Annotated in this window: 24 protein-coding genes and 1 other RNA gene; 11 read left to right on the top strand and 14 right to left on the bottom strand. The window is 58.4% G+C overall.

The features are described from left to right. Positions 1-62 precede the first annotated feature (62 nt). From RBB82_RS03705 to RBB82_RS03680, 6 genes are all read right to left on the bottom strand, one after another. Positions 63-500, bottom strand: a complete 438-nt coding sequence (locus RBB82_RS03705; protein ID WP_433973773.1) for a cupin domain-containing protein — start codon at positions 498-500, stop codon at positions 63-65. Between the two features lie 56 nt (positions 501-556). Then, complete coding sequence (locus RBB82_RS03700) at positions 557-2,314, bottom strand: CHASE3 domain-containing protein (RefSeq protein WP_433973772.1); 1,758 nt, start codon at positions 2,312-2,314, stop codon at positions 557-559. A gap of 226 nt (positions 2,315-2,540) precedes the next feature. Continuing rightward, on the bottom strand, positions 2,541-3,614 hold the full coding sequence (locus RBB82_RS03695) for a gluconolaconase (protein ID WP_433973771.1): 1,074 nt from the start codon (positions 3,612-3,614) through the stop codon (positions 2,541-2,543). Between the two features lie 63 nt (positions 3,615-3,677). Further along, the gene (locus tag RBB82_RS03690) at positions 3,678-4,187 is read right to left on the bottom strand and encodes a phosphatidylglycerophosphatase A family protein (protein ID WP_433973770.1); all 510 of its coding nucleotides are present in this window, start codon (positions 4,185-4,187) and stop codon (positions 3,678-3,680) included. Beyond that, a complete protein-coding gene (locus RBB82_RS03685; RefSeq protein WP_433973768.1) occupies positions 4,187-4,402 on the bottom strand; it encodes a DNA gyrase inhibitor YacG in 216 nt (71 codons plus the stop codon). The genes RBB82_RS03690 and RBB82_RS03685 overlap by 1 nt, the downstream gene beginning before the upstream one ends. 20 nt (positions 4,403-4,422) lie before the next feature. Then, entirely contained in the window at positions 4,423-5,199 is a 777-nt protein-coding gene (locus RBB82_RS03680; RefSeq protein ID WP_433973767.1) for an SDR family NAD(P)-dependent oxidoreductase, read from the bottom strand. 242 nt (positions 5,200-5,441) lie between these two features. Here RBB82_RS03680 and RBB82_RS03675 point away from each other — a divergent pair, with 242 nt between their 5' ends. After that, on the top strand, positions 5,442-6,209 hold the full coding sequence (locus RBB82_RS03675) for a hypothetical protein (RefSeq protein ID WP_433973766.1): 768 nt from the start codon (positions 5,442-5,444) through the stop codon (positions 6,207-6,209). A gap of 29 nt (positions 6,210-6,238) precedes the next feature. On the opposite strand, the gene RBB82_RS03670 is transcribed toward RBB82_RS03675, so the two are convergent. The 6 genes from RBB82_RS03670 to RBB82_RS03645 all read right to left on the bottom strand — a co-directional run bounded on the left by RBB82_RS03670 (position 6,239) and on the right by RBB82_RS03645 (position 14,131). After that, positions 6,239-8,041 (bottom strand): MiaB/RimO family radical SAM methylthiotransferase, encoded by a 1,803-nt coding sequence (locus RBB82_RS03670; protein WP_433973765.1) that lies wholly within the window; start codon positions 8,039-8,041, stop codon positions 6,239-6,241. A 223-nt stretch (positions 8,042-8,264) separates the two neighbouring features. Further along, positions 8,265-9,011: a hypothetical protein gene (locus RBB82_RS03665; RefSeq protein ID WP_433973764.1), complete on the bottom strand. Its 747-nt coding sequence runs from the start codon at positions 9,009-9,011 to the stop codon at positions 8,265-8,267. 55 nt (positions 9,012-9,066) lie between these two features. Continuing rightward, positions 9,067-10,344 (bottom strand): PP2C family protein-serine/threonine phosphatase, encoded by a 1,278-nt coding sequence (locus tag RBB82_RS03660; RefSeq protein WP_433973763.1) that lies wholly within the window; start codon positions 10,342-10,344, stop codon positions 9,067-9,069. Positions 10,345-10,530: 186 nt separating this feature from the next. Beyond that, positions 10,531-11,991 (bottom strand): GH1 family beta-glucosidase, encoded by a 1,461-nt coding sequence (locus RBB82_RS03655; RefSeq protein ID WP_433973762.1) that lies wholly within the window; start codon positions 11,989-11,991, stop codon positions 10,531-10,533. A gap of 22 nt (positions 11,992-12,013) precedes the next feature. Further along, positions 12,014-13,072, bottom strand: coding sequence for a pectinesterase family protein (locus tag RBB82_RS03650; protein WP_433973761.1), 1,059 nt, complete (start codon positions 13,070-13,072; stop codon positions 12,014-12,016). Positions 13,073-13,114: 42 nt separating this feature from the next. Beyond that, entirely contained in the window at positions 13,115-14,131 is a 1,017-nt protein-coding gene (locus RBB82_RS03645; protein WP_433973760.1) for a proline iminopeptidase-family hydrolase, read from the bottom strand. A 128-nt stretch (positions 14,132-14,259) separates the two neighbouring features. Here RBB82_RS03645 and ffs point away from each other — a divergent pair. The 4 genes from ffs (at position 14,260) to RBB82_RS03625 (ending at position 17,043) form a co-directional block, all read left to right on the top strand. Beyond that, positions 14,260-14,357, top strand: an RNA gene (gene ffs, locus RBB82_RS03640) — signal recognition particle sRNA small type. Positions 14,358-14,635: 278 nt separating this feature from the next. Further along, a complete protein-coding gene (locus RBB82_RS03635; RefSeq protein ID WP_433973759.1) occupies positions 14,636-15,652 on the top strand; it encodes a beta-ketoacyl-ACP synthase III in 1,017 nt (338 codons plus the stop codon). Between the two features lie 132 nt (positions 15,653-15,784). Next, positions 15,785-16,357, top strand: a complete 573-nt coding sequence (locus tag RBB82_RS03630; RefSeq protein ID WP_433973758.1) for a PadR family transcriptional regulator — start codon at positions 15,785-15,787, stop codon at positions 16,355-16,357. Continuing rightward, complete coding sequence (locus RBB82_RS03625; protein ID WP_433973757.1) at positions 16,357-17,043, top strand: hypothetical protein; 687 nt, start codon at positions 16,357-16,359, stop codon at positions 17,041-17,043. The genes RBB82_RS03630 and RBB82_RS03625 overlap by 1 nt, the downstream gene beginning before the upstream one ends. A gap of 31 nt (positions 17,044-17,074) precedes the next feature. Here RBB82_RS03625 and RBB82_RS03620 read toward each other — a convergent pair whose 3' ends face one another. Beyond that, complete coding sequence (locus RBB82_RS03620) at positions 17,075-17,770, bottom strand: YqaA family protein (RefSeq protein ID WP_433973756.1); 696 nt, start codon at positions 17,768-17,770, stop codon at positions 17,075-17,077. 78 nt (positions 17,771-17,848) lie between these two features. Beyond that, the gene (locus tag RBB82_RS03615; RefSeq protein ID WP_433973755.1) at positions 17,849-18,715 is read right to left on the bottom strand and encodes a menaquinone biosynthesis protein; all 867 of its coding nucleotides are present in this window, start codon (positions 18,713-18,715) and stop codon (positions 17,849-17,851) included. Positions 18,716-18,751: 36 nt separating this feature from the next. Here RBB82_RS03615 and RBB82_RS03610 point away from each other — a divergent pair, with 36 nt between their 5' ends. The 6 genes from RBB82_RS03610 (at position 18,752) to RBB82_RS03585 (ending at position 25,158) form a co-directional block, all read left to right on the top strand. After that, a complete protein-coding gene (locus tag RBB82_RS03610) occupies positions 18,752-18,946 on the top strand; it encodes a DUF3565 domain-containing protein (protein WP_433973754.1) in 195 nt (64 codons plus the stop codon). Positions 18,947-19,005: 59 nt separating this feature from the next. Further along, the gene (locus RBB82_RS03605; protein WP_433973753.1) at positions 19,006-19,785 is read left to right on the top strand and encodes a hypothetical protein; all 780 of its coding nucleotides are present in this window, start codon (positions 19,006-19,008) and stop codon (positions 19,783-19,785) included. 159 nt (positions 19,786-19,944) lie between these two features. Continuing rightward, positions 19,945-21,081: a DNA-processing protein DprA gene (dprA, locus tag RBB82_RS03600; RefSeq protein ID WP_433975463.1), complete on the top strand. Its 1,137-nt coding sequence runs from the start codon at positions 19,945-19,947 to the stop codon at positions 21,079-21,081. A 270-nt stretch (positions 21,082-21,351) separates the two neighbouring features. Next, positions 21,352-24,261, top strand: coding sequence for a type I DNA topoisomerase (gene topA / locus RBB82_RS03595; protein WP_433973752.1), 2,910 nt, complete (start codon positions 21,352-21,354; stop codon positions 24,259-24,261). A 38-nt stretch (positions 24,262-24,299) separates the two neighbouring features. Further along, positions 24,300-24,725 (top strand): DUF4760 domain-containing protein, encoded by a 426-nt coding sequence (locus tag RBB82_RS03590; RefSeq protein ID WP_433973751.1) that lies wholly within the window; start codon positions 24,300-24,302, stop codon positions 24,723-24,725. 148 nt (positions 24,726-24,873) lie between these two features. After that, positions 24,874-25,158, top strand: coding sequence for a DUF427 domain-containing protein (locus RBB82_RS03585; RefSeq protein ID WP_260737560.1), 285 nt, complete (start codon positions 24,874-24,876; stop codon positions 25,156-25,158). Positions 25,159-25,190 lie beyond the last annotated feature (32 nt).

The following is a 25,190-nucleotide window of genomic DNA, read 5'->3' as shown; positions in this document are numbered from 1 at the left end:
CCGTCGATTGGCTTTGATTCGATGATATTGGTTACGCGCCGGATTCGAGCAACGATACTTGCTTAATACAGACGTTTGCTCTGGATGAAGCTGTCGGGGGTGCCGTCGGATGGATTGACGAAGATGACGTCGGCGGGATCGCGCCGCGGCGTGTCGACTGCCAGAACGAGGAACGGCTCTTCGAGGATCTCGGGAGTTCCGTGAATGGTGCCCTGTTTGAAAAAGATAAGCTGGCCCGGGCCGACTTCAAAGGGCGGTGCTTCGCCCAGGAAGAACGTCGCGCGGCCGGAGATAACCATGAGATATTCGTCGCAGGTAGCGTGGTAGTGAGCGGGAGCTGGATGATAGACGCGAAAGACGCGTGCGCTCGCGTGATCTTCGTTGGTTAGACGCGTGTCGATGAGCATGGTATCGGCGGTTTCGGGAAAGTTGGCGGCGATCTTCTTCAAGTCGAAGACACCGCTGTTGGCCATTGGAGCTTGTTTTATCTCTTCGATCATGTGCTTGCGCCTCCAGCGCGTTTCTATGCAGTATGGCTGTGTTGAGGTGCAGCTCATTAATTCAGCGAGAGGCTGCTCTGCTCCGACGCGCCGGTCTTTTCCGTGGGGAAGGAATCGTTCGTCTGCATTGCTGGCTGCTGCGGCAGGAAGATGGAGAAGACAGTGCCGCATCTTGGATTGGTGTTTCTCGAGCGGACGCGGAGGCTGCCGCCGTGCTTCTCGACGAGCTCACGGGAGACCCAAAGACCCAGGCCTGTGCCCGTGTCGGTCTTCGTGGTGAAGAAGGGTTCGAAGATACTCTGGAGATGCTCGGGAGCAATCCCTGTGCCGGTGTCGGCGATGGTGATGCGAACGCCAGCACGAGAAGGGTTGCGCGGATCGACTGCGGAGTGCGTCTCGATACGGATGCTCGCTCCCTTCGTACAGGCATCAAGGCTGTTGGCCAGGAGGTTGGAGAGGATCTGGCGGAGTTCGCCTGCGGCTCCGAGTACCTCTCTGTCGGTCGCGGCGTTGACGTGAAAGGTCACTCCCAGTGTCGCTGCGCGAGCGGCGTAGAAGCTGCTGACTTCGTGGACGATTTTAGCTGGCTTGAAGTGCGCTGGCGTGGCTGTTTCGCGATAAAAGCCGAGAGATTGCCGAGTGATGTGGGCGATGCGCCCCAATTCGCTCTCTGCCTGCACGAGAAGTTGACGGATCTCGTCCAGCTCTTCAGAGCGGCGGGCGAGATAGACCAGATTGGTGAGGCCCTCGAGCGGATTGTTGACTTCATGTGCAACGGATGCTGCGAGCCGTCCGGCTGCGGCCAGCTTTTCGGCACGCATGAGAGCGCCTTCGGACCGACGTCGGTCCGTGATGTCGCGAAAGACGAGAACGACGCCGATCATCTTGCCGGCGCTGTCACGGATCGGCGCTCCGCTGTCGTCGATGCAGATCTCGGTGCCATTCCTTGAGACCAGGAAGGTGTGGTTTGCGAGGCCTACGACAGTGCCGAGGCGGCGCACCTTGTCGACAGGATTCTCAACGACTGCGCGCGTATCTTCGTTGAAGATGGGAAAGACGTCATGCAGGGATACGCCTCGCGCCTCCGCTTCCTGCCAGCCGGTTAGCTGCTCGGCGACGAAGTTCATGAAGACGACGTTGCCATCGGTATCGCAGGCGATGACCGCATCGCCGATGCTCCGAATGGTGGTGTTGAGCCACTGCTCGCGAGCATAGGACTCATCGACTCGTCGTTTGATCTCGCGGATCTGATGGTTGTAGGCAGCCGTGAGCTTGCGGAAGATTCGCCGTGTCTCCCATGCGAGCAGAGCCGCAATGAGGGCGACTACGGAGATAAGTCCAACTCTGGCGTAGCGGCTGACCTGGGCATTATCGGCGGAGCGTTCGGCGCGCCGCCCTACGACGATGCCCAGGAACTCATCCATCTGGGCTCGCAGATCATCCATGTCATGCTTGCGCTGGAGAAGGTGCTGCTCCATGGTTGGCAGGTCTTGCGGGAAGGAGTTGATCTCCCGGTAGGCCTCCTCCTGCCATTGCTTGTGTGTTGCCTGAAGACGATGCAGCCGGGCGACCTGATCGGGACGGTGAACCAGGGTGAAGAGAGTATCGAACTCGGGCTCAATCTGGAGGTCTGCGGAGTGCATCGGCTCGAGAAAGGCCGGATTACGGGTCAACAGAAATCCGCGAAGACCAGTCTCTTCATCGACGATCAGTTTCGTAAGGCGATTTGCATGAAGAATGACAACGTCGGCGCGATCGATCGCGTTGGCGCTCTCTTCAACACGTTGCAGCCCATAACCAAGGATGATTGCCAAAATGGCGAGTGCTGCAACTGGTAGAGCAAGAAGGCGAAATAAGAGCCTGTTATAAAGCCGCGATTCCAAGATGTTGCTCCCCGCGTCCTGATGCTATTGATCGGAATCAAATTAGACCAGTAACATCTCCGATTACTGTTGATTCTACGTAAACAGCGAAATCTTGGCGATGGTATAGATAGAGTCCTGCAACATGATCAAAACAATGGCCGGCGCAGGGAATGAACTACACCAGCTTACGGCCTTCGATGTCCAATGCAACATGGTAGAGGGCGTTGCGGGTGGCAAGAGCGACGTTCCCGTCTTCGAGAAACGCGAGGCCTACAAGATTGCTGCCTGACACAGCGAGGGTGGCACGGTGGTGACGGTCGATGCGCACGATGCCGCGCTGGCCGTGGAGGCTGGCAGCTACGTAGAGGTTGTCGTCGACGTCGAAGGCCATACCCTGGGCACGGCCAAGTCCCTGGTAGAAGACCGTGGTGTTGCCGTCGCGGTCGATGGCGTGGATGGCCTGATTGGACGAGGTGGTGGGGCCGGTGACGAAGAGCGTGCCGGCGTCGTTGAAGGCGAGGTGATAGGCGGCAATACTAGGTTCAAGTGTGGCGTAAACGAAGGTTTCGCCACTGGTGGCGGAGGTTTCGCCGGGGGCTATCTTGAAGATGGTTCCCGAACGATCACCGACGAAGAGGTTGCCGTCGCGGTCGAAGGCGATGCCGGTGGCAATGCCCATACCCTCGGCATACGTGGAGATGGCTCCCTCGGGCGAGATGCGGTAGACGGTGCCTTCTGCGCGGGAGCTGGCGTAGAGGTAGCCGTCTGGACCGAAGGCGATGCCGGTGGCGTTGAGCAGGTCTCGAACGAAGGGCCGGATCTGGAAGTCGCGCTGGATTTGGAAGATAGAGATCGGCACCGCCTCGCCGCGGGAGCCGGAGACGGTGGCGTAGACGTTGCCGTCAGCGTCAACTGCGGGGTTCGCGACCGGATGGAGATTTTCGGCCATGGGTACGGCAACGCGGAGGTTGAGTGGATTGCTCGCCTGTCCGCTGCGGTGGATGACAAGGTCGCCGGTGATCGTGCCTTCAGGAATCTGGACGGTGGCGCGGGTGGGTCGGCTGAGCAGGACAGGAGCGGAGATATCGCCGATGGTCGCGTGGGGGATCTGGGCGTTCTGAGGTGCGAGGTTGAGGCCGTGGACATCAATCTCGCCGCCGGGCAGAGCTGCGGGAGGTGAGACGCGGTCAAGATGGGGCTGAGGCACGTCGGGCTTATCGGGCGTCAGGAGGGAACGAAGGGTAGTCATAGGCCTGAAGGCTAGCGTAGCCGGGTGCGATGGAGAGCGCAACTGAGTTTGGACGGTTGACGGTTAGAAGCGCAGATGAATGAGTTGTGCGACTGCGAGTGCGAAGAGGCCAGCACCGACGTCGTCGAGCATGATGCCGGTTCCGCCGTGAAGGCGTTCGAGCTGGCGGATGGGCGGCGGTTTGAGGATGTCGAAGGCGCGGAAGAGGACGAGGGAGATTGCCGCGTGTTGCCAGTCGGCGGGGATCGCAATCAGCGCAATAAGCTGGCCTGCGACCTCGTCGATGACGACATGACCGGGATCTTCGCGGCCGGATTCGCGCGCGACGATGGTGGCGGCGGGGATGCCGATTAGTGTGGCGATGACTGCGGCTAAGGCTGTGCCAATGGCGAATGGGAGCGGGGCTGGATGGAGAATGCGGGCTGCAGCGAACCAGAGGAGGACGGCGGAGATGCTGCCGTAGGTGCCGGGGCCGGGCTTCAGCAGGCCTGCACCGAAGAAGGTGCCGATGAGCCACGCCCAGAGCGTCTTTTTTTCTGATGGAGGATGGATCTGGACGTTGGAGTTGGCCACTAGTTCACGTCGTCGTCGTTTTGGCGATTATGCTTCTGGGAACGGGCGAGCTCTTCGAGAAGGTCGGGGTCCTGAATCGGAGACGAAATCTTATAGTCGCCGCTGGCCCATTTGCCGAGATCGATGCGACGGCAACGGTCAGAGCAAAAGGGGAAGTCCTCGCCGGTGGCGAGGACGATATTGCGGCAGGAAGGACAGAAGAGAGCTTTTGACATAACAGTAAGATTGTAAATTTTTACACGATGGAGCGCAGCAGGCCGCCTTCGGCGCGTAGAGCCGCTCCATTGGTGGCGGAGGAGAGCGGGCTTGCGAGGAAGGCGACTAGATCGGCAATCTCTTTGGATTCAATAAGCCGTTGGAGGAGGGAACTGGAGCGGTGCTTCTCGAAGAACTCGCGCTCGGCCTGTTCAGGCGTTGGATTGGGAGTAGAGGAGATTTTTTCGAGGAATTCGACGATGCCCTCGGAGCGTGTAGGGCCGGGCAGTACGGTGTTGACCGTTACGGCGGTTCCCTTAGTGAGTTCGGCGAGACCGCGTGAGATTGCGAGCTGCGATGACTTGGTGACTCCGTAGTGGATCATCTCAGCCGGAGTCATGACACCAGACTCGCTTGAGATGAAGATGACGCGACCGTCATTGCGCTTCAACATGCCGGGAAAGTAGTGACGCGAAAGGCGAACCCCACTGAGGACATTAGCCTCAAAGATATTCAGCCAGTCGGCGTCGGTGATATCGGTAAATGCTTTGGGCTCGTAGATGCCGAGATTGTTGATGAGAATGTCGGTGTCCGGCAATTGTTGGATGAGAGACTGCGCACCTTCAGCGGTGGCGACATCGGCTGTTACAGTGCTGACGTTGCTGAGGCCCGCAAGGGACTTGTCGAGCTTGGTCTTGTTACGGCCAGGCACAGTGACGCTGACGCCCTCAGCCGTGAGCGCCTGCACGATAGCGAGTCCGATTCCGGCACTTCCACCAGTGACAATTGCGGTCTTCCCTTTGAGCTTCAGATCCATTCCTTCTCCTTCCGACAACCTCTGAGCCTACGTTCAGTAGATGTTTTGCCGCTCGTGACGGATTCACACCCACGCTAAGCTGTGGTGGTACAACTTTGTCTTTGCGCAGACTTTCGACGGCAGGTGTACGCTTCTTTGGCATAGCGTGTTTGCTCTCATATCTTTGTCCCGAATTGGAGGGCTACTTAATGGCGAACGAACCTCGCTGGCCGGAATATTCCTTGAAATGGAGACCGGGGTACATGACCTTCAGAACCTTCGCCCTGCTGGCCAGCGTTCTTGTTCTTGTGACGACCTCGGCGGTCGCGCAGCGCGAAGCCGCGCTCTCCGAGTTGCATGGACTGCCTCCAGGGGTGACCCTGCCAGTGCAACTAGGGCGTGCACTTCGTTCAGGAAAGGTCAAGGTTGGAACACAAATCATAGTTAAAACGACGCAGAGGGTTCCCGTGAGTGAGAACTCTTATCTCAACGCCGGTGCCGAGGTGGACGGCGAGGTGGTGGCGTCCACCTTAGGCAGCGGGACCGCTGCGACGCCGGCAACACTGTCGATTCAGTTCACACGGCTGCGGTATGGCAAGCAGTCCATCCCGGTGAAGACCAAAGCCCTGGCAATTGCCAACTTCATGCAGGTTGGCTATACCGCTGAGCCAGCCGATGGCGGCCCTGACATGGGCAATTGGAGCGAGGCGAACTGGACTACGAAACAAGTAGGCGGCGATACGATTGTGCGCTCTGGTTGGGTGGGCCCGGTGGTAGGAAGAACTCTTGAGACGGTAGGACGCGCGGACTATTACGGCGTCTACAGCTTGCCTGCCGCTTCGTCGGATGATGGCGTGCCATTTCCACGCGCCTTCGGTGTATTTTCAACTACCGCTGCTGGTCTATACGGCTACGGACATGGATGTTCGCTGCGATCGGCGGATGGGGTCATTACAGTGACTGGGCCGGGCAAAAGCATCGAGCTGCGAAACGGGGACAACCTGTTGCTTGAGATTATTGCTTCGACGTAGCACTCCGGCGAAGCTTGCAGCCGCAAGTGCTATTCGAGGATGCGGGCGACGACGTCGTAGTCGTGCGACTCGGTGATCTCGGCGCGGTAGAAGGTGCCGGGGACTAGGGTCTCGTGCGGGCCGAAGTCGTTGATGAAGACCTTACCGTCGATCTCTGGAGCGTGGAGCGAGGTGCGCCCCTCCCAGAGGAGTTCGGTCTCCTCCAATTCGCCTTCGACGAGGAGGTCGATCTCGCGGCCTACCCATTCGGCTTTGGATTTAGTGCTGATCTTCTGCTGCAGCTTCATCAGCTTGCGGCGACGAGCCTGGATGGTGCGGTTGGCGACCTTGGTGTCGTCGGCAAGATTGAAGGCGGCTGCGCCCTCTTCATCGGAGTAGGTGAAGACGCCGAGCCAGTCGATCCTGGCTGCGGTGATGAAGGCTTCCAGTTCTTTGTAGTCGGCTTCGGTTTCGCCGGGGAAGCCGACGATGAAGCTGGTGCGAATGACGATACCTGGAACGATGCGTCGAGCCTTGGCGATGAGGTCGAGGAAGATCTGCGCGTTGCCGCCGCGCTTCATCGTCTTGAGGACGTTCGCTGAGGCGTGTTGCAGGGGGACGTCTAGGTACTTCGAGATGGTGTCGTGCTTCGCCATCGTCTCGAGCAGGCGTGTCGTGACCTTGTTCGGATAGGTGTAGAGGAAGCGCAGCCAGCGCAGGCCGGGGAGCACAGCGAGTGCGTCGAGCAGAGTGGCGAGGCCGTCGGTAAAGCCGAGGTCTTCGCCGTAGCAGGTCGTGTCCTGACCGATGAGCGTGATCTCGCGAACGCCTTGCTTGATGAGGTTTTCGGCCTCGGCGATGATCGACGACATGCGGCGTGAACGGAACTTGCCGCGAAGCTGCGGAATGATGCAGAAGCTGCAAGGGTGATCGCAGCCTTCGGCGATCTTGATGTAGGCCGACGCGCGCGGCGTGGTGAGGATGCGGGGTGTCGCGTCGTTGTAGAGATACTCAGGCAGTGCGGCGGTCGCACCGTCCCATGACTCGCGAGAGAAGCGGCCCTGCTGCTGGCGCAGGTCGCCTTCGGGGCGCGATGTGTTGCCTGCGTCTGTCCCAACGGGAAGATGTGCGATGTGATCGCCGGAGTGATTGAGCGGTTCGTCGCCGTGGGTGGTGCCGGTTTCGGCGAGCGATTGAACGATGCGTAGCTGCGGCGCAATCTCGCGGTCGTGCTCGGGGTCGGCGAGAGGGCGTGAGTGCTGAGAGACAGCGCTCGGGGCGCGGTCGATCAACTGCTGGCCCAACTGCTGCTGCATGCTGGCTGATTCGAGCTCTGCGACCTCGCCGTCGGTCTGGGCCATGCCGATGGCGTGCGTGTGAATCGTCGCCTCGGGTGTGCCCTGCGGCAGAATGTTGAAGGGCGAGTTATTGTTCGCGTGGCCGCTGGGAGTGAGGCCGGCGGCGGCAAGAATCGCTTCGAGTTCGCCGGTACCAACGACGGCGTCTACTTCCGGGATGTTCTTCTGGATCTCGTCGCGATAGCGCTCGACCAGACAGCCGGCCACGACGATGCGCTGAGCTTTGCCGCCGTTCTGTTTCTTATGCTGCACCATCTCAAGGATGGTGTTGACCGACTCCTGCTTGGCGGAGTCGATGAAGCTGCAGGTGTTGATGACAATGATCTCAGCATCTTCCGCTCGTGGCGTCAGCTCAGCTCCGTTGTGGTGGAGCATGCCCATCATGACCTCGGAGTCGACGAGGTTCTTGGGGCAGCCGAGCGAGACGAAGCCCACCTTGGGCCGCGACGTAGCGGCTGCGAGTGGTTCAGCTTCAATGAGTGCTGGAATAGTCACAGTCTCCTAGTTTATCAACATTCGCGTTGTTGTGTACCCGGTCGTAGGGTAATCCTGCCTCGGCTCTTCGCGGCAAAGTGTTCCTTCTGAGGTAATTAGGCCCGGTGTTCCGACGATGACTTACTCGACGGTTCGATGGGCTGCTCGATCTAGCTGATTGCAAAAGAAGTAGCTCCGTGCCAGGCTTTCTTGCGTGCGATCGGGTGCCGTTAGAAAGATCTTCTCACTGCGGTGGAGGAGTTTCGTCCACGACCTTGTAGTTGGAAGGAACCGCGAAGACAGAGGCATCGGGTTCACGGCGCTCGACGCTGCTGACGGCGACGAGTTGTTCCCCTGTACGTGGATCGTTGTGCTTGATGATCATGTAAATCGAAAGATCCGGAGAGTACCAGTACTCGTCGACGATGACGATCTCGTGGCCTGTGCCGCTCATCGAAGCGGGGATGGTGTGGGACTTACGGATTCCTGTGAGCGTGAGACCACCGAGAGGCTGCGTGCCGATGTCCTCCTGCTTGAAGTAGGGGTTGTTGATCGGAGCGAGGGAAGGAACGGCGTTGGCGGGGGCTTTGGGAGGCTCAGCGAGAATGGTCTCGCGAGCCAGGCGCTCATAGGGGTTATAGAAGATGCTGAGGCGGCTCGACGGGTCGTAGATGTGCGCGGAGAGGAGTTCTGGCTCGCCTTTGTAGGTGGCGGGGACGAGCTGGCGGCGCTCGTTGTAGATACGCCCGGAGGAGGCCCGGCTGATATGCGCGGTGGTGGTGCTGGTGTGGGTGCTGCCGTCAGGCAGGATCTCATGGGAGAGGATCTCGACGGTGGCGCTAAAGGGAGCGTTCGGGACAGGTGTGACGAAGATGCCGGGGACGATGGTTTGCACGCCGCGATAGTCGCGGGGCATCTGCTGGTTTTGTGCGTGGATGAATGTAGCGAAAAGAAAACCGAAGACCGCAAGGCAGGAACGGAAGCAGCTCATGAACAACCTCCCGATGTGCGTGAGGATATCACGAGGCCGCGATGCGTCTACGATCTCAGCGGCTGCGGATTAGGACGGCAGTTGCATCGTCGGTTTGGTCGGAGCCGTCGCCGAAGCGACGTACGTCTTCGATCAGTCCTTCCACGCAGGCTCCGGGGTCGCCGAAGTGCTCGAGTAGTCGCGTTGGGCCATATTCTTCCTGGCTTCGGTTCATGGCCTCAGTAATTCCGTCCGTGTAGAAGAGCAGGCGAGTGCCTGGCTTGAGAGCGATGGTGTGGTCTGGATACGGGGAGGTTCCCAAACCGAGCGGCAATCCGGTGTCGACCTCGAGGAAGGAGGATTCGCCGTTGATAAGGAGCGGACGTAGGTGTCCAGCACTGGCGAAGGTGATCTCTCTTGCGCGGGCATCAAGCACGGCGTAGATCATCGTTACAAATTTGCCCATCGGCAGATCTTCCGATATCGTGCGGTTGAGATGCAGCAGCGTTTCACCTGGGGATGGGTAGAGTCTGGCCAGCGAGCGCAGGATGGCGCGGGTAGCGGACATCAGCAGCGCCGCGGGCATACCTTTGCCTGAGACGTCGGCGAGTACGATGCCGTACCGATCGTCGCCAAGGTCCATGAAGTCGTACCAATCGCCTGCGACCGAACCCGCTGGATGCCATGCAGTCTCGAAGGCGAATCCGGGAACGAGTGGCACTGGTTTCAGGAACAGGGATTGCTGGACGGTTCGAGCTTCCTGCGCCTCGTCCTGCATCTTCTCGCGCTTCAGGCGCTCGTGCTGGAACATTCGAGCGTTCTCAATAGCGACCGAAATGTGCCCGGCTAATGCTCGCATGAGCTGCAGCTGATCGCCGGAGAAGGCGTTGATTGCCTTGTGAGAGACGCTGAGGACGCCGATGATCTCGCGATTCATCTTCAGTGGAAGGCTGACTTCAGAGCGCGTGCCGATCTCACACGCGACGTAATACGGATCCAGGTCTACATCCGGTGCATAGTGCATGCGTCCGGTCGCAGCTACGTGCCCGACCATACCCTCGTGGCCGATCTGAAGACGAGAGCCTTGCTTGTTGATCGAGCAGCCGCGCACGCCGTGAAGGACCATGTCGCCGACCTCCGGATCGCGAAGCCAGACCGAGACTTCGACGCAGCCGATGGAGTCTGCGATGTCGTTGACGACGCGTTGGAGGAGCGCATCGAGATCCAGTGTTGAGGTGATCAACTGGGCCGCTCGCTGCATCTTCATGAGAGTCTGAACGAAGTCGCAAGAGGAGTGAATGCGTGAGGGAAATACGCGGCGTGTGCCGGGCGTGCGCATTGAGGTGGTTGCCATCTGGCCCTCCTATAAAGGAAGCTGGCAGGCTTGAATCTAATCTTGGCGATTTGATGTTTTTATTGGTGCTGTGATGCAATCTTTCGCTGCGGACGCGGTCGATTGCTCGCTGGGGGCCGCTCACCGCTGTCACGGCAAGCGGCCCTCTGACAAGCCCTTTATCGAGAAGGGGTTGCCGCCACGATCTTAGGCGAGGCCGTTGCGGGCGATGACCTCGCGGTAGAAGTGGGCGCTCATCTTGGGCGTTCGCTTCTGTGTCGCAAAGTCAACATAGTGAATGCCGAAGCGGTACGCGTAGCCGTCGGCCCACTCGAAGTTGTCCATCAGGCTCCAGAGGAAGTAGCCGCGAACGGGTACACCCTCGGAGACGCCGCGATGAAGCTGCGTGAGGTAGTTTCGGAGGTACATGATGCGGTCGGAGTCGTAGACGTGGCCGTCGGGAGTGAGGATGTCGGTCGACGAAGCGCCGTTCTCGGTGATGTAGATCTCTTTGATGTTCCAGATCTGCGCGGCGAGCTTCGGCCCCCAGTAGAGCGCCTCGGGACCGACGTGCAGCCAGGGGCTCATCATGTGCGGGTAAGACTCCGGGCTTGGGACGTGCGCGAAGCCGGCGGGAGAGTTGTCGGCGCGGACGTAGGCCGGGGTGTAGATGTTGATGCCGACGAAGTCGACGGGTGTGCCGATTGCCTTCATGTCGGCGTCGGTAAACTTCGGCGCGTCGGCTCCGGCGTGAGCAAGGTACGCATCGGTGTAACGGCCCTCCATGATGACCGTAAGATAGCCGGCGTTCATCTCACGCATCGCCTTGGTGGCAGCGGCTATATGCTCCGGTGTCTCGATGATCGGCACAGCGGCGGCGGCGTTTTCTGCAAGCCCAATCTTGGTGCCGGGTTTGGCATGAGCGCGAATGGCCTGCACTCCGAGACCATGCGCCAGCACAGCGTGATGACGAACCTGATTGACGCCCGCAGGCGCGAGCTTCAAGCCGGGAGCGTGATGACCGTTGCTATAGCCGCTCACGAAGGAGCTCATCTCGTTGAGCGTCATGAAGTACTTCACGCGGTCGGAGAGATGTTCGGCGACGTAACCGGCGTAGGCGGCGAATGCCTCCGAGGTGTCGCGCGACTGCCAGCCGCCCTTGTCCTCCAGCGCTTGAGGAAGGTCCCAGTGATAGAGCGTGCAGTAGGGCTGAATGTTGTTCGCTAGCAGTTCATCGACGAGGCGATTGTAGAAGTCGAGCCCCTTCGGGTTAGGCGCTCCGGTGCCCTGAGGAAAGACACGCGGCCATGCTACGGAGAAGCGGTAGGTCTTGAGGCCGAGTGCCTTCATCAACTGCACGTCTTCTTTGTAACGATGGTAGTGGTCGTTTGCGACATCGCCGGTGTCGTTGTTTTTTACCTTGCCGGGGGTGTGCGAGAAGGTGTCCCAGATGGATGGGCCGCGGCCGTCTTCGTTGACTGCGCCTTCTACTTGATACGATGCGGTCGCTGATCCCCAAAGGAAACCTTGCGGGAAGTGACGCTCGATCGGCGTGCCGGATGCCGTCTCTGCGGAGGCAGTAGTTGCGAAGGTTGAGAGTGCGGTGGGGGCGAGGGCGGCGGACCCGAAGAGACGGGCGAAGGTACGTCTCGAAAAGCGATTGAGCACGGAGTAATTCCTCTTTCAAACGTCAAGGAAGTTTAGCTGCTTCGGCCAAAGGGTTCCAGTGGTCGGAGCCAGCGAGGAAGTTTGCAGGAAGATACTGCGTTACTTCAGCTGACGATAACTGATGCGACCACGGAACACGGGCGGATGGATTTGCCCCTGGGCCGGTGCTGCCGGACTCTGCGTAATAAGCGGTCTTCTCGTTGGCGGCGTTGTTCCAGTTGTTCCATCCTGCTGGGTTGAGGTCGGCGGGTAGAGCGGTGTTGATGTAGATGACGCGGGAGTAAGGGCGCCACGGACGACCGAGGCCGGTCGAGCCTTTCGCCGAGGCGATGGACTTGCCACCGGGGAGGCTCGCGTTCGCGCTATCGGGAGCCGCAGTGTGATCGATGCTGCTCGTAACCTTGCTGTCGACGATGACATATCCGGTGGTCTGGTCAGGCGCGGTGCGTGATTGTGCGGTAAGGTAGCCAGGTTCGTTGGCGTGTAGTTCGACGTGCTGGAATACAGCGGTGGCGTTGCCGAAGATGAAGTCAACACCGCCTTCGATGTAAGAGTCGACGTAGAACTGGCGGCCATAATCGGCGAAGAGAGTGTCCTGATGCCCGAGGAAGCGGCAGTGTTTGAAGATACTGCGGTCCGCGCGGTCAGCCACGGCGACGGCCTGCCCGGTATTGCCTGCGGTGTTTTCGAAGGTCACGTTGTCCGCTTCGAATCCAGCGCCGTTGATCTCTACGGTCTCTGTGAAGAATGTGCCTCCGGCCTGCTTCGCGTTCAGCGAGTTGCTGATCACGACGTCTTCAGGAGACTTGCCCATGCCGAGAAGTGTGACGTTGGTATGGTTCTGCGTGACGATGACGCGCTCGTGATAGGTGCCGGGTGCGATCTCGATGAAGACGCGGCCTGGGGTGCCATCAGCATTCGGCGTGGCGAAGGGATGGTGGTCCATCGCCATCTGGATGGTGGGATATTCCGTCGTGCTCTCAATGCCTGTCTTGACGTCTGGCGAGACGCGGACGTGAACGTCAGCAGCGTGAGCGACGGTCGAAAGAAGAATGAAGGTGAGCAGCAGGCGTACTCGCATGACAGTAAGTGTAGTGCGAGTACGTCCGCCAGCTGGTCGAGCTTAGACCGAGTGCAGGAATTTGATGAGGTGTTCGAAGTAGAAGGCCTGATCGTCCCACATGCACATATGGCTGCCGTTCTGACAGATGACCGAAGTGGCGTTGGGCATCAGGGTCGCCATCTTCTTCATGTCTTCCGGATCCATCTCGTCGTAGCGTGCGCCGATGGTGAGGGCCTTGACCTTGATCTCGTGCAGGCGGTCCCATCGCTCCCAGTCTTTAAGATTGCCGGTGACGAGAAACTCGCTCTTCCCCTGCATCTGAACGTAGATCTGCTGGTTGAGGTGCCGAAAGGCACGATCGACGGGCTCCGGCCACGGATGCGTGCGGCAGATCATCTTTGGATAGAGATCCTCCATCATGATCTTTTCGTATGCGGGCGAGTCGTAGTCCTGTTTGGCTTCGAGGGCGTTCAATTCAGTGAGGGTGTCGGGCGGGAGTTGGAGCTTCAGTGCCGCTGTGCGCTTGAGATAGGACTGGGTGCCAGCGGTCATATTGGAGATGACCAGGCCGCGCAGATGCTGCTGATAGTTGAGGGCGTATTCCATCGCGAGAATGCCGCCCCAGGAGTGGCCGTAGAGGACGAAGTTCTCAAGACCGAGGCCGCGGCGGACCTCTTCGACCTCCTGCAGATAGCGTGGCAGCGTCCAGAGGGAGGTGTCTTCAGGATGATCGGAGTTATTGCATCCGAGCTGATCGTAGTAGTACATCTCGATGCCCGCCTGCGGAAGAAACGACTCCATGGCTTCGAGGTATTCATGGCTGGCTCCAGGCCCACCGTGCAGCAGGAGGACCTTGATCGGGCCGCTGCCCATGCGCTTGGTCCAGACCTTGTACTTTCCATCCGCGACGGGGACCATGCGGATGCCTGCGGCGCGAATGCCGGGCGGATTGAGTCCATCGGGCTGCTGCGTGGTGGTCTCGGACTCCGACATACGAGATGAGGAGGCGTGGGCGACTGGCGTAGCGGCGACGGCGAGTGAAGCTGCGCCAGTGGCGAGGAAGTTACGGCGGTTCATCGTTTCTCCTTAGGAGCAGGGCGAGGCAAACTCCATCTCCATACTAAGTTGCGAAGCGAAGCCAACGCCATCATGCATAGATGGCCACCAATAGCAGACGACGTCGCAAGGTGGTAAACTTGTTCCTGTGCCGGGTCCTACGCGACGTAATCCCGCCAACCCCGCCAGGTCCGGAAGGAAGCAACGGTAACGGGTCATTACGGGCGCAGTAGGTCGCCCGGTGCACATTTTCCCTCCACCCAAGACCGCAATACTCCGCGCAATGGCGCAGTAGGTCGCCGGTGCACTATTTCCCTCCTGCCCACTCTCCTCGAACATCGCGTCAGCGCATTGATTCATCTTATGGACCACATCTTCACTGCGGAGATGCCTCTGCTGACGCGGAGCTTCAATGGGTGCGTGACATGCGTGCGCATCTCATAGAGAATGGTCTCCGACAGTGAACAATGGTTCATTTGGAATAGTTTTTATTTTTATCGCTGTACAAACGGATGAGGTGAGAGTTTGAGTTTGACGTTGAAACCGCAGATGCGGGTGCGCGCGAAGATCAGTTCGGTCGGGGCTTACGTTCCGCCACGGTTGTTGACCAACGCGGATCTCGAAAAGATGGTTGCGACTAACGATCAGTGGATCACAGAGCGTACAGGCATTCGCGAGCGGCATATTGTGGACGCTGGCGTCGCGACCAGCGATCTTGCAGTAGAGGCGGCAAAGCGCTGTCTCGCGGCTCGCGGCATCGATGCGAGTGAGATCGAGGTGATCATCGTAGCTACGGTGACTCCGGATATGTTTTTTCCTGCGACCGCTTGCCTGGTGCAGGACAAACTGGGCATCAAAGGTGCGTGGGGGTTTGATCTTTCGGCAGCCTGCTCCGGTTTTCCGTACGCGCTTCAGGTCGGCGCGAAGCTAGTTGAAAGCGGGTTGCATAAGAAGGTGCTGGTGATCGGAGCGGATGTGATGAGCTCGATCATCGACTATACCGACAGGGCAACGTGCGTCATCTTCGGCGATGGCGCGGGTGCTGTTCTGCTCGAGCCTTGCGAAGAAGGTGAGGTCGGCCTCGTCGACTATTGGCACGAGATCGATGGATCGGGCGCTTCGGCCCTCAATATGCCTGGTGGTGGCAGTCTACATCCACCGACAGCCGAGACCGTTGCGGCGAAGATGCACTACGTCCATCAGGATGGTCAGGCCGTGTACAAGTTTGCGGTGCGCAAGATGGCCGAGGCTGCAGAGATTGTGCTCTCGCGTAACGGCGTAGAGGGCAAAGACCTGGCCTGCTTCATTCCGCACCAGGCGAATAAGCGAATCATCCTGTCGACGGCAGAGCGACTGGGAATGCCCGAGGAGTCGGTAATCATCAACATCGACCGGTTTGGCAACACGACGGCGGCAACGATCCCGATGGCGATGCAGACAGCGTTAGAGGAAAACCGTTTGAAGAAGGGCGATCTGGTGCTGCTGGCTAGTGTTGGGGCAGGCTTCACCGTTGGAGCGACTTTGTTGCGCTGGGAGTTCTAACTCGCTTCACAGAGATATCCGAAGGGGTGGAGAGGCGACTCTTCACCCCTTCTTCTTTGAGGTTGAAAATTCCGGCCAAATTCGAGAAATTTTACTTGCGATATATATCTTTTAGATATATATCTATCAGCAATGAAGATCGAAGGCGGGGCCACACCGAACGCTTTACTAGGACTTCTCAGCCTGAGGCCAATGTCCGGATACGACATTCGGCAACTGATCCAACGTTCGACAGGCCACTTCTGGAACGAGAGTTATGGACAGATATATCCAGGATTGAAACGGCTCGCAGCCGCGGGCCTGATTGAGAAAAAGACGGAGCGCAACAAGGGAAAGCCGGACCGGCACTTATATTCGCTAACCGGGGAGGGCCGCGAACAGTTACGCGACTGGTTGAAGCTACCCATCGCGGAGGAGGTAGCCAGAAACGAGTTGCTGTTGAAGCTCTTCTTCGGCAGCCACGTCTCGCCGGATGTAAATCGAGTGCACGTACTCGCATCGATGGAGTTTCACCAGCGTGCGTTGAAGGTGTACGCGGCAACAGGAAAGCAGTTGCAGCGGGACGAGGCAGATGACCCGCAACTGCCCTATTGGTTGATGACGCTGAGCTACGGACGGCACTATAGCGGAGCTGTTCTGAAGTGGAGTAAAGAGACTTTGGCAGAGCTGGACAAGATAGAGAGCAGGGAAAAAAGGAGGAAGTGATGCACGCACTCGATCCGTTGTGGGTAAAGATATTTCTTGCGATTCATATTGCAGCCGGCGCGTCGTCGTTTGTGGTGGCGCCCATTGCCCTCGCAACTGCAAAGGGCGGCAAGCAGCATAAACGATGGGGGAAGGTCTACCTGTGGTCGATGGGGATCGTCGCCGCGACTGCAATCCCGATGGCCTTCTTCTTTCCAGTGCGCTTCCTGGCTCTGGTAGCCGTATTCAGCTTCTACTTTGCGTTCTCCGGGTATCGCGTGCTGCGCTTGAAGGAGCTGGCGCGAGGCGGTAGCGCGGAACCGATCGACTGGATCGCCGGCATTATCACCTTCTCGACAAGCGCGTTGCTCGCGTGGCTGTCGTGGTTCCGTCCCGCCTCGATCGAGGTGCTTCCTATCGTAGGGGTGGTATTCGGTTTCATCGGGATGAGAGGTTCCGCTACGCAGTTGCTCTCATTCGTACGCAAGCCGAAGGAGAAGATGTTCTGGTGGTACACCCACCTCGGAAACTTCATCGGCAGCTACATTGCGGCGTGGTCGGCCTTCAGCGTGGTGACCTTAGCAAGGGTCATTGGCAATCACTGGTACGTGTGGCTTTGGCCCGTGATGGTTGGGGTTCCTGCGATCATCATCACCACGGCGTACTACCAGCGTAAGTTCGCCCCGCGCAGCAAAGCGGTCGCGTAGTTCAAGCTGCTGAACTCAGCAAGGCCAGTCATCAAGAGTGCACAGCAACGGTTCGCGAAGTTTTGTAGAGCTGCCAGAAGGCAAACGCGCAGCTCCCCAGGATCAGCGTCCATATCACGATCAGCACTGGTGTGCCGTACTTAGCCGAGAGGGCGTTCCACATGCGGACGATGTGTCGGCCGTAGTGAATACCGAGCCACGCGGCGATCGTGTGACGCAGGCATCGACTGATGATGAAGGTAGTGAGGAACTTCTTCCGCGACATCCTGAGCGCGCCTGCTGCAAGAACGAACGGACTGAGCGGCATGGGCGGCGGCAGAATCGCCGGAAGCGCGACAGAAAGAATGGCGTGATTCTCCATCCACTCGCAGACGCGCTTGAAGATCCGGGCGGGAATTCGCTTCTCGATGAAGGCCATGCCGCCCGACTGACCTACTTGATAGCTGAACCATCCACCTAGCCCAGAACCTGCCGTCGCGAGCAGGATAAGCAGGAACCAGCTCTGGTGTTGCGCGGCGAGCACGATGATCATGATGTCCGTGATGCCGGGCAGCGGCAGTGGAACGAAGGAGCTATCAACGATGGAAACCAGGAAGACGCCGAAGAATCCAAAGCTGAGCAGGAGATGCACGAGCGGGTTGCGGGCTCCGCGATGAACGGGCGCGGCTGTTTGCGCTGTTGCAACGAGATTTTTGGTCACGGCAATGGCGGCTAAGCGCAGGCTCATAGGTCTTAAGACGCGACTTGCTGGTGAGAAGTCGCGGAAATTGTTCAGATTGGTTGAGCGCCGAGTATAGCAGAGGCGTTACAGGAAACGGAGATCCGGGAGTGGCGGCAGGACATCGACCTCCGCAGCATATTGCCGGAAGAGTTCGATGGCGCGAATGCAATCCGTGTTGAGGACATAGTGAATGTTGTGCGAAAGATAGTGCCGGATCGTAACAGGCGGAATCGCGATGCGCGGCGTCCACTGCTCCACGAGGCGTTCGATATTGAGCAGGCCGTGGTTGCGCGATGTCTCAAGATCTTCGACCAGTTGCGCGGCGGTGACGCCGGGGCTACCGAGAGCCTCTGGCCGTGCGGCCCAAACCGCTGCAACCCACGGATGACCGGTGTAGCGCTGCCATTCGTGGGCCAGATCGAACCACTCGCACGGGCCAATCGCAGCGTCAATCTGTTCGCGAGCCTCGAGGGCGAGCAGGGCTGGGTCGCCGATCAGCACAGCCGCATCAGCCAGTTGGAGCATCGCGATGGGATCGGCCTCTGAAGGAAGAAAGACGGGGTGGTTATCCGCAAATTTGCGAAAGAGGATATTGGCATAGGCGAGCGAGCTGCGCGATGCTGTATCAGCCGCGACCGTTTGAACTGTGTTCAGCGTATGAGGACGCTTAATGATGAGTTGGATCGAACGAACTTCGCTTAATGAGGCAATCGTGCAGCCTGGAACGATCGCAAGGTCGGAAGTCAGCGCCGCTATCGGGATCAGCCCCAGGTCCGCTCTCCCAGCGAGAAGCTCAGCGGCACACAGAGAAGGCTGGGTGTAATGGAGAACGTAACGTTGGGCCAACTCAGCTGCGAGAGGCGCGTGTTCGAAGTCCCACATCAGGGGGGCCGGGTTAAGAAAGTTGATGGCAGCGACGCGAAGCATGGATGATGACGGTAGTTGGCTCAAAGAATTAGTTTATTGGATGTTGCAGGGAGGCGTACGGTGCAGAGACGCGTGGTCGGTTTTTATCAGGATGAACAGATGCATTGGGCCGCGCGTCTGGACTGCGGTCATGGGCTCCATGTTCGCCACGATCCGCCGTGGATGATACGGGAGTGGGTCGTCACCGAAGAGGGAAGAGACGCGCGGATCGGGAGTTTGATGGAGTGCAAGCGTTGTGACGACGAGCTCGAATAGCGGTTGATAGTAGCATTCTCGCGATGAACACAGGTCATTCGTGGAGGGAGCAAAAAATAATGGATGGATCGCTGAAATTTCTGAAGATGGGCCGATTCTTCTTTGCCATTGCGATGGCGTTCTTTGGCGTACAGTACTTTATCTACGCCAGCTCAATGAAAGGTCCAATACCAGGCCCGCCATGGTTCCCCGAAGCGCATTGGTTGGCGTGGCTGACCTGCATCGCGTTTGTCGCCATCGCTGTGAGCATCGCGATTGGAAAGCGTGCGCGTCTTGCTGCAATGCTCCTTGGATCCGTGCTGTTCCTAAATATTTTGTTTCTGCATCTAGCTGGCCTGATCACCCAACTCCACAACCCCGGTCCCTGGACCGTCACCTTCGAACTCCTTGCGTTGTGCGGCGTTTCCTTTGTTCTGGCGAATCTCCTGCCGCCGGACGAGCTAACAACGTCAACGGGCAACGTTGGTTCATCATTAGCCACAGCCGGGCGCTTCGCCTTCGCGATCTCGCTGATCGTCTTCGCCGTACAGCATTTCATCTATGCGCGTTTTATTGCGACGTTGATTCCGTCGTGGATCCCCGTCCACGTGTTCTGGGCGTACTTTATCGGAGTGGCTTTCCTCGGCGCAGCGTTGGCCATCGCGGCGAAGGTACAGGCAAAACCCGCAGCCATACTTCTCGGAACGATGTTCCTCCTCTGGGTTCTTGTTCTTCACCTGCCTCGCGTAGCGGCCGCACCGAGCAACGGAAACGAAGTCACAAGCCTGTTCATCGCGTTGGCGATGAGTGGCGCAAGTTTCATTCTTGCATCCAGTCTTACTCATAACCCATCCGTTTGATAATCACGCCACGCGAGATGAGATACATTGACGGTGGCGAGTCTCTTTCGGCGAGCAGCACACGTCGCAGGCTGGCAGAGCAGCACCGCAGATTAATGAAGAGGACGCTGAATGGGTTCGGTGCAGCAAGAGGAAACGGTAGTACGCGAACAGGCAAGAATGGCATGGATGGCGTTGACTCTAACGCCAGGCATGGGGCCAACGAGGATATGGAAGGCAATGAATCGCCTCGGTGCAGCCGAGCGGATCTTCGAGGCTTCGCTGACTGAACTCGAAGGCCTTGGAATGCCCGCACAGTCGGCGCAGTTTGTCTTTGAAGGCAAAGCTCGCACAGCGGCAGAGGACGAGATGAAGCGCGTCGGCGAAGCGGGCGGCACTGTTCTCACACCAGAAGACGAAGCTTACCCCGAGAGGCTACGCGAGATCTACGATCCCCCCGCAGTGCTCTGGATTCGTGGCGATGTAACATTGCTCGCACGGCCAGGAATCGCCGTCGTGGGAACACGTCAGCCATCGCCCTACGGAGCAGGAATGGCAGAGCTGCTCTCGCGCGACCTCGCCAATCGTCGCATGGTAATTCTGAGCGGCATGGCTCGCGGTGTCGACACCGCCGCGCACAAGGGAGCGATTGAAGCAGGCGGAAAAACAGTCGCAGTCTGGGGAACCGGCATCGACGTCATCTACCCCAAAGAGAACAAGAAGCTGGCCGAGAGCATCGTCGCGACGGGCGGAACAATCGTAAGCGAATACCCTCTCGGGACCTTCCCAGCGCCGCAGAACTTCCCCATTCGCAACCGTATCCTCAGCGGAATGAGCGTTGGGGTGCTGGTCATCGAAGCGGCGGAGTACAGCGGCACAAGAATTACGGCACGCTGTGCCATGGAGCAGAATCGCGACGTCTACGCGGTCCCGGGCAACGTCACCAACAAGAACGCATGGGGTCCTAACACACTGATAAAGCAGGGCGCTAAGCTCACCGCCACATGGGAGGATATCTGGGAAGATCTCCCCTCCCAGATCCGCCTCCAACTGGAGGGTGAGAGCATAGCCGCTGGCGACGGCGCTGAATCGAAACCAGCAGGGGCTGCATCTCTATTTAACGATACGCCGCTACCGGAGCACGAGCGGATCGTCTTCGATCGCTTGCGTCATGATGAATCGATGCAACTCGACGAATTGATCGAGCAGTTGGAGGCGCAGTTAGGGTCTGCAGAGATCTTCACCGCGCTCTTCGAACTCGAGCTTGCAGGTCGCGTGAGACAGCTGCCGGGAAAAAATTATGTTCGGGCGTTTTGAGCCATGTTGAGGGATTTGATTCCCGCGACAATCTCACCCCGGCACAGATCGATGTAAGTTTATGCCCTTATTCGACTTGGCGAGTTATCCACAACGTGGCTCATCTCACCGAATCGAGCTGTCGTGCTATGACCTTCTCAGCTACTTTTCGTCTGTATTGAAATCGTGATGAGATGACGCGTTTGCGGAAACCGTGTTAGGTTCGCAATGGAATCAGGAAGTGCGGAACGTTTTGCCTCGGCGATGCGTTCTGGTGGATGAAGGGAACAAATGGGGAAATCATTAGTCATCGTTGAATCGCCAGCCAAGGCGAAGACGATTGGAAAGTATCTCGGCAGCGACTACGTGGTGGAGGCCTCGATTGGCCACATCATGGATCTGCCGAAGAACGACATCGGCGTGGAGCTGAAGAAGCGGACGTTTGAGCCGACGCTCATCGTGTCTCCGGGTAAAGAAAAGGTAGTGGAGCGGCTGAAGAAGCTGGCCTCGAAGGCCGACATGGTTTACCTGGCGCCCGACCCCGACCGCGAAGGCGAAGCGATCGCTGCGCACCTCTCCATCCAGTTGCTGCCGATGATGAAGAACAAGTCGCAGGTACGGCGCGTCACCTTCAACGAGATCACAAAGAAGGCCGTGCAGGCCGCATTCCTTCAGGCAAGAGATATAGATGAGGACCTCGTCGACGCACAACAGACGCGGCGAGTGTTGGATCGGTTAGTGGGCTACCAGGTCTCTCCGCTGCTGTGGGATAAGGTTCGTCGCGGTCTATCTGCCGGACGAGTCCAGACCGTTGCACTTCGTCTGATCGTCGAGCGCGAACAGGAGATCAACGACTTCAACCCAGTCGAATATTGGACGATCGATGCGCAACTGGAGCCGACTGCAAACAAACAAAGCTTCACAGCGCGATTCGTCGGTGTCAACGGCGTGCCTGCACGGGTCGCCAACGGAAAAGATGAAGAAGGCAAGGAGCTCTTTCTCTCTAACGCGCTACCCGACAAGGAAGCGGTCGATGAGGTCGTCGGCGAGCTGAAGGTTGCGAAGTGGAGCGTCCGTTCCGTCGAGAAGAAGGAGCGCAGAAGCAATCCAAAGGCTCCCTACACGACCAGCAAGTTGCAGCAGGATGCGGCAGGCCGTCTCGGCTTTAACGTGCGGCGCACGATGGGCGTGGCCCAGCGTCTATATGAGGGCGTCGAAATCGGCGCTGAAGGCACAGTCGGTCTCATCACCTACATGCGTACCGATTCGACCCGTGTCAGCTCCGATGCAATCGCCGAGGCGCGCGAGTTCATCGGCAAGCTCGGCGCAAAGTATCTGCCGGCAAGCCCCAACGAATATGCGAGCAAGAAACAGGTTGAGGCACAGGACGCACACGAAGCCATCCGCCCGACGAGTGTGAAGTACACACCGGACTCGATCCGCAAGTATCTCAGCGACGAGCAGTTTCGTCTCTACAAACTCATCTGGCAGCGATTCGTCTCCAGCCAGATGACGCCTGCCATCTTCGATCAGACAACCGTCGACATCGTCGCCAAAGCGAAGCTCTCGTATGACTTCCGCGTGACCGGCAGCGTTCTCAAGTTCGAAGGCCATCTCAAATTTGAAGAGGAAGAGAAGCGCGCCCGTCAGGCAGCGAAGGACAAGGCCGCAAAAGAAGAGCTGGCTACAAAACAGCAAGTCGATGGCGCGGAAAATCTGACTCAGGCCGAAGTTGAGGAAAAAGAGGACGAGGAACGCAGACTGCCGGAGTTGAGCAACGGTGAGGCACTGCGCCTCGAGAAGCTCGACCCTCTGCAGAAGTTCACGCAGCCGCCGCCGCGTTACAACGAAGCCAGCCTCGTCAAAACCCTTGAAGAGAAGGGAATTGGCCGCCCTTCCACCTACGCGTCCATCATTAATACAATCCAGGATCGCGACTACGTGAAGAAGATCCAATCGAAGTTTATTCCGACTGAGATTGGCACCGTCGTTACGAAGCTGCTGGTGAAAAACTTCCCCTACATCTTCGACACAGCCTACACCGCCACGCTTGAGGGCGAGTTGGACGCAGTGGAAGACGGCAAGGAGAAGTGGACGGATCTGCTAAAGGGGTTCTACGACCACTTCGAGAAGGAGCTGAACGTCGCCAGCGACAACATGGAAGACGTGAAGCGCATGGAACAGAAGACCAATGAGGTCTGCGACAACTGTGGCAGCCCGTTGATTCTGAAGTGGGGTAAGTTCGGCAGCTTCTACTCGTGCAGCAACTTCACCAAGGTAAAGCCGATGACCATCGCGGCCGGTCCCTGGAAGAAAGATCCAAAAACTGTAACCAAAAAGGTTACAACTGCGTTTGCTTTCCCATTGATCGTAAAGGCGACGACGGAGGATGTGGTTGAGTTCTCCAAAGAAGTCAGCGATGCGAAGGAGATGGCAGCAGCCATTAATCACGCCGCCGAACACGGTAAGAAGGTGACCGTCGAGCCAATCAGTTGCGACTTCACCAAGGAAAACTTCGCCGCCAAGCCGGATCTCAGTGCACCCGGCGCCGACGAAGTAGCAGAAGAGGAGTTCTGCGACAACTGCGGCCGCGTCATGGTTCTGCGCAACGGCCCCTGGGGTCCGTTCATGGCCTGCCCGGGCTATAACGAAGATCCTCCCTGCAAGACGATTCGCAAGCTGAATCAGAAGGTGCAGCAGAAGCCGCCCGTGCAACTGGAAGAGTCCTGCCCGAAGTGTGGCAAGCCACTGCTTCTTCGCAACGGCCAGTATGGCGAGTTCATCAGCTGCAGCGGCTATCCCAAGTGCAAGTACATCAAGCAGGAACTGCTCGATGTGAAGTGCCCGAAGGACGGCGGCGACATTGCGGTGCGCAAGACCAAGCGCGGCGATCTCTTCTACGGCTGCGTCAATTACCCGAAGTGCGACTTCGCTTCTAACCTGAAGCTCGTCAACCAGACCTGCCCGAAGTGCGACAGCGCGTACCTCCTTGAGGTCGTCAACGACAAGGGAACCCATCTGGTCTGCCCGAATAACCGCGAGGCTCTGCCCAAACGGCGCAAGAAGAAGGGTGCCCCCGAAGAGGAGCACACGACTCCGCCGTGTACCTACGAGAAGAAGATCGCCGGACCCGCTCCGGTACCTGTCCTCACCCGACCCGACCCGGAGAAGACCCGCGCGGTCGTCGAGAGCGTAGCCTGACAACAACGTAGCTGAACAGCATAAGGATAAGAAAACAGATGGCAACTCCGGCAGATGCAGAGCTGGTACTGAAGCTTTACGAGATGCGGCGCGAAGACACCCTCCGCCGTGCAAGACGATTCCTTGTATTCGACTTTCATCCGAAGACCCTCGAAGAGCTGCGCGCGGTGTCGCGAGACATCAAAGCGGAGCACAACGCCTACTGGCGGCAGGCCCTCAGCTTTTGGGAGATGGCGGCAGCGCTGGTACTTCGCGGAGCACTCGATGCAGATCTCTTCCTGGATACGAGCCCCGAGGGAATCCTCATCTACGCCAAGTACCACCACTTCCACGTCGAGACCGAAAAGCAGAGCGGCAACCCGTTTATGCGTCAGACGGCCGCCCTCATCGCGAAGTATCCGGCAGCCCAGGCCCTGCACGAAGCGTTCCTGAAGAGCTTCGCAGCAGCCAAAGCGTCCACGTAGGAACCCCTCGGCCCCGGGCCAGGTTTCCTTTCTGCATCATTTCTGTTACAAATGCTTTAAGGCCCTAGGGCCACGGATTCCACGGAGATGGCCCGTCCGGAGTGGCGTGCAGTCCGTAACTCGTTGAAAAGATTGCAGGTAGTGGATTATGGCGAAGGCAGTTTGGAATGGCCAGACACTGGCCGAGAGCGAAACGTATGAGACGGTCGAGGGAAATATCTACTTCCCCGACGAATCGGTAAAGCGGGAGTTCCTCAAACCAAGTTCGACGACCTCCAGTTGCCCCTGGAAGGGTCAGGCACGGTACTACACGATCGTCGTGGACGGCCAGGATAACCCCGATGCGGCCTGGTACTACCCTGATCCCAAGCCTGCGGCGCGAAACGTGAAGCACCACATCGCCTTCTGGCGCGGCGTCGAAATAACCAAATAGTTTACACAGGAAGAAATCTCAGCGGGAGAGCC

This window comes from Tunturiibacter lichenicola (assembly GCF_051013355.1).
In the GTDB taxonomy this organism is placed as follows: Bacteria; Acidobacteriota; Terriglobia; order Terriglobales; family Acidobacteriaceae; genus Edaphobacter; species Edaphobacter lichenicola_F.
Note: the sequence above shows the minus strand (reverse complement) of the source record. Positions and strands in the feature narration are given on the sequence as shown.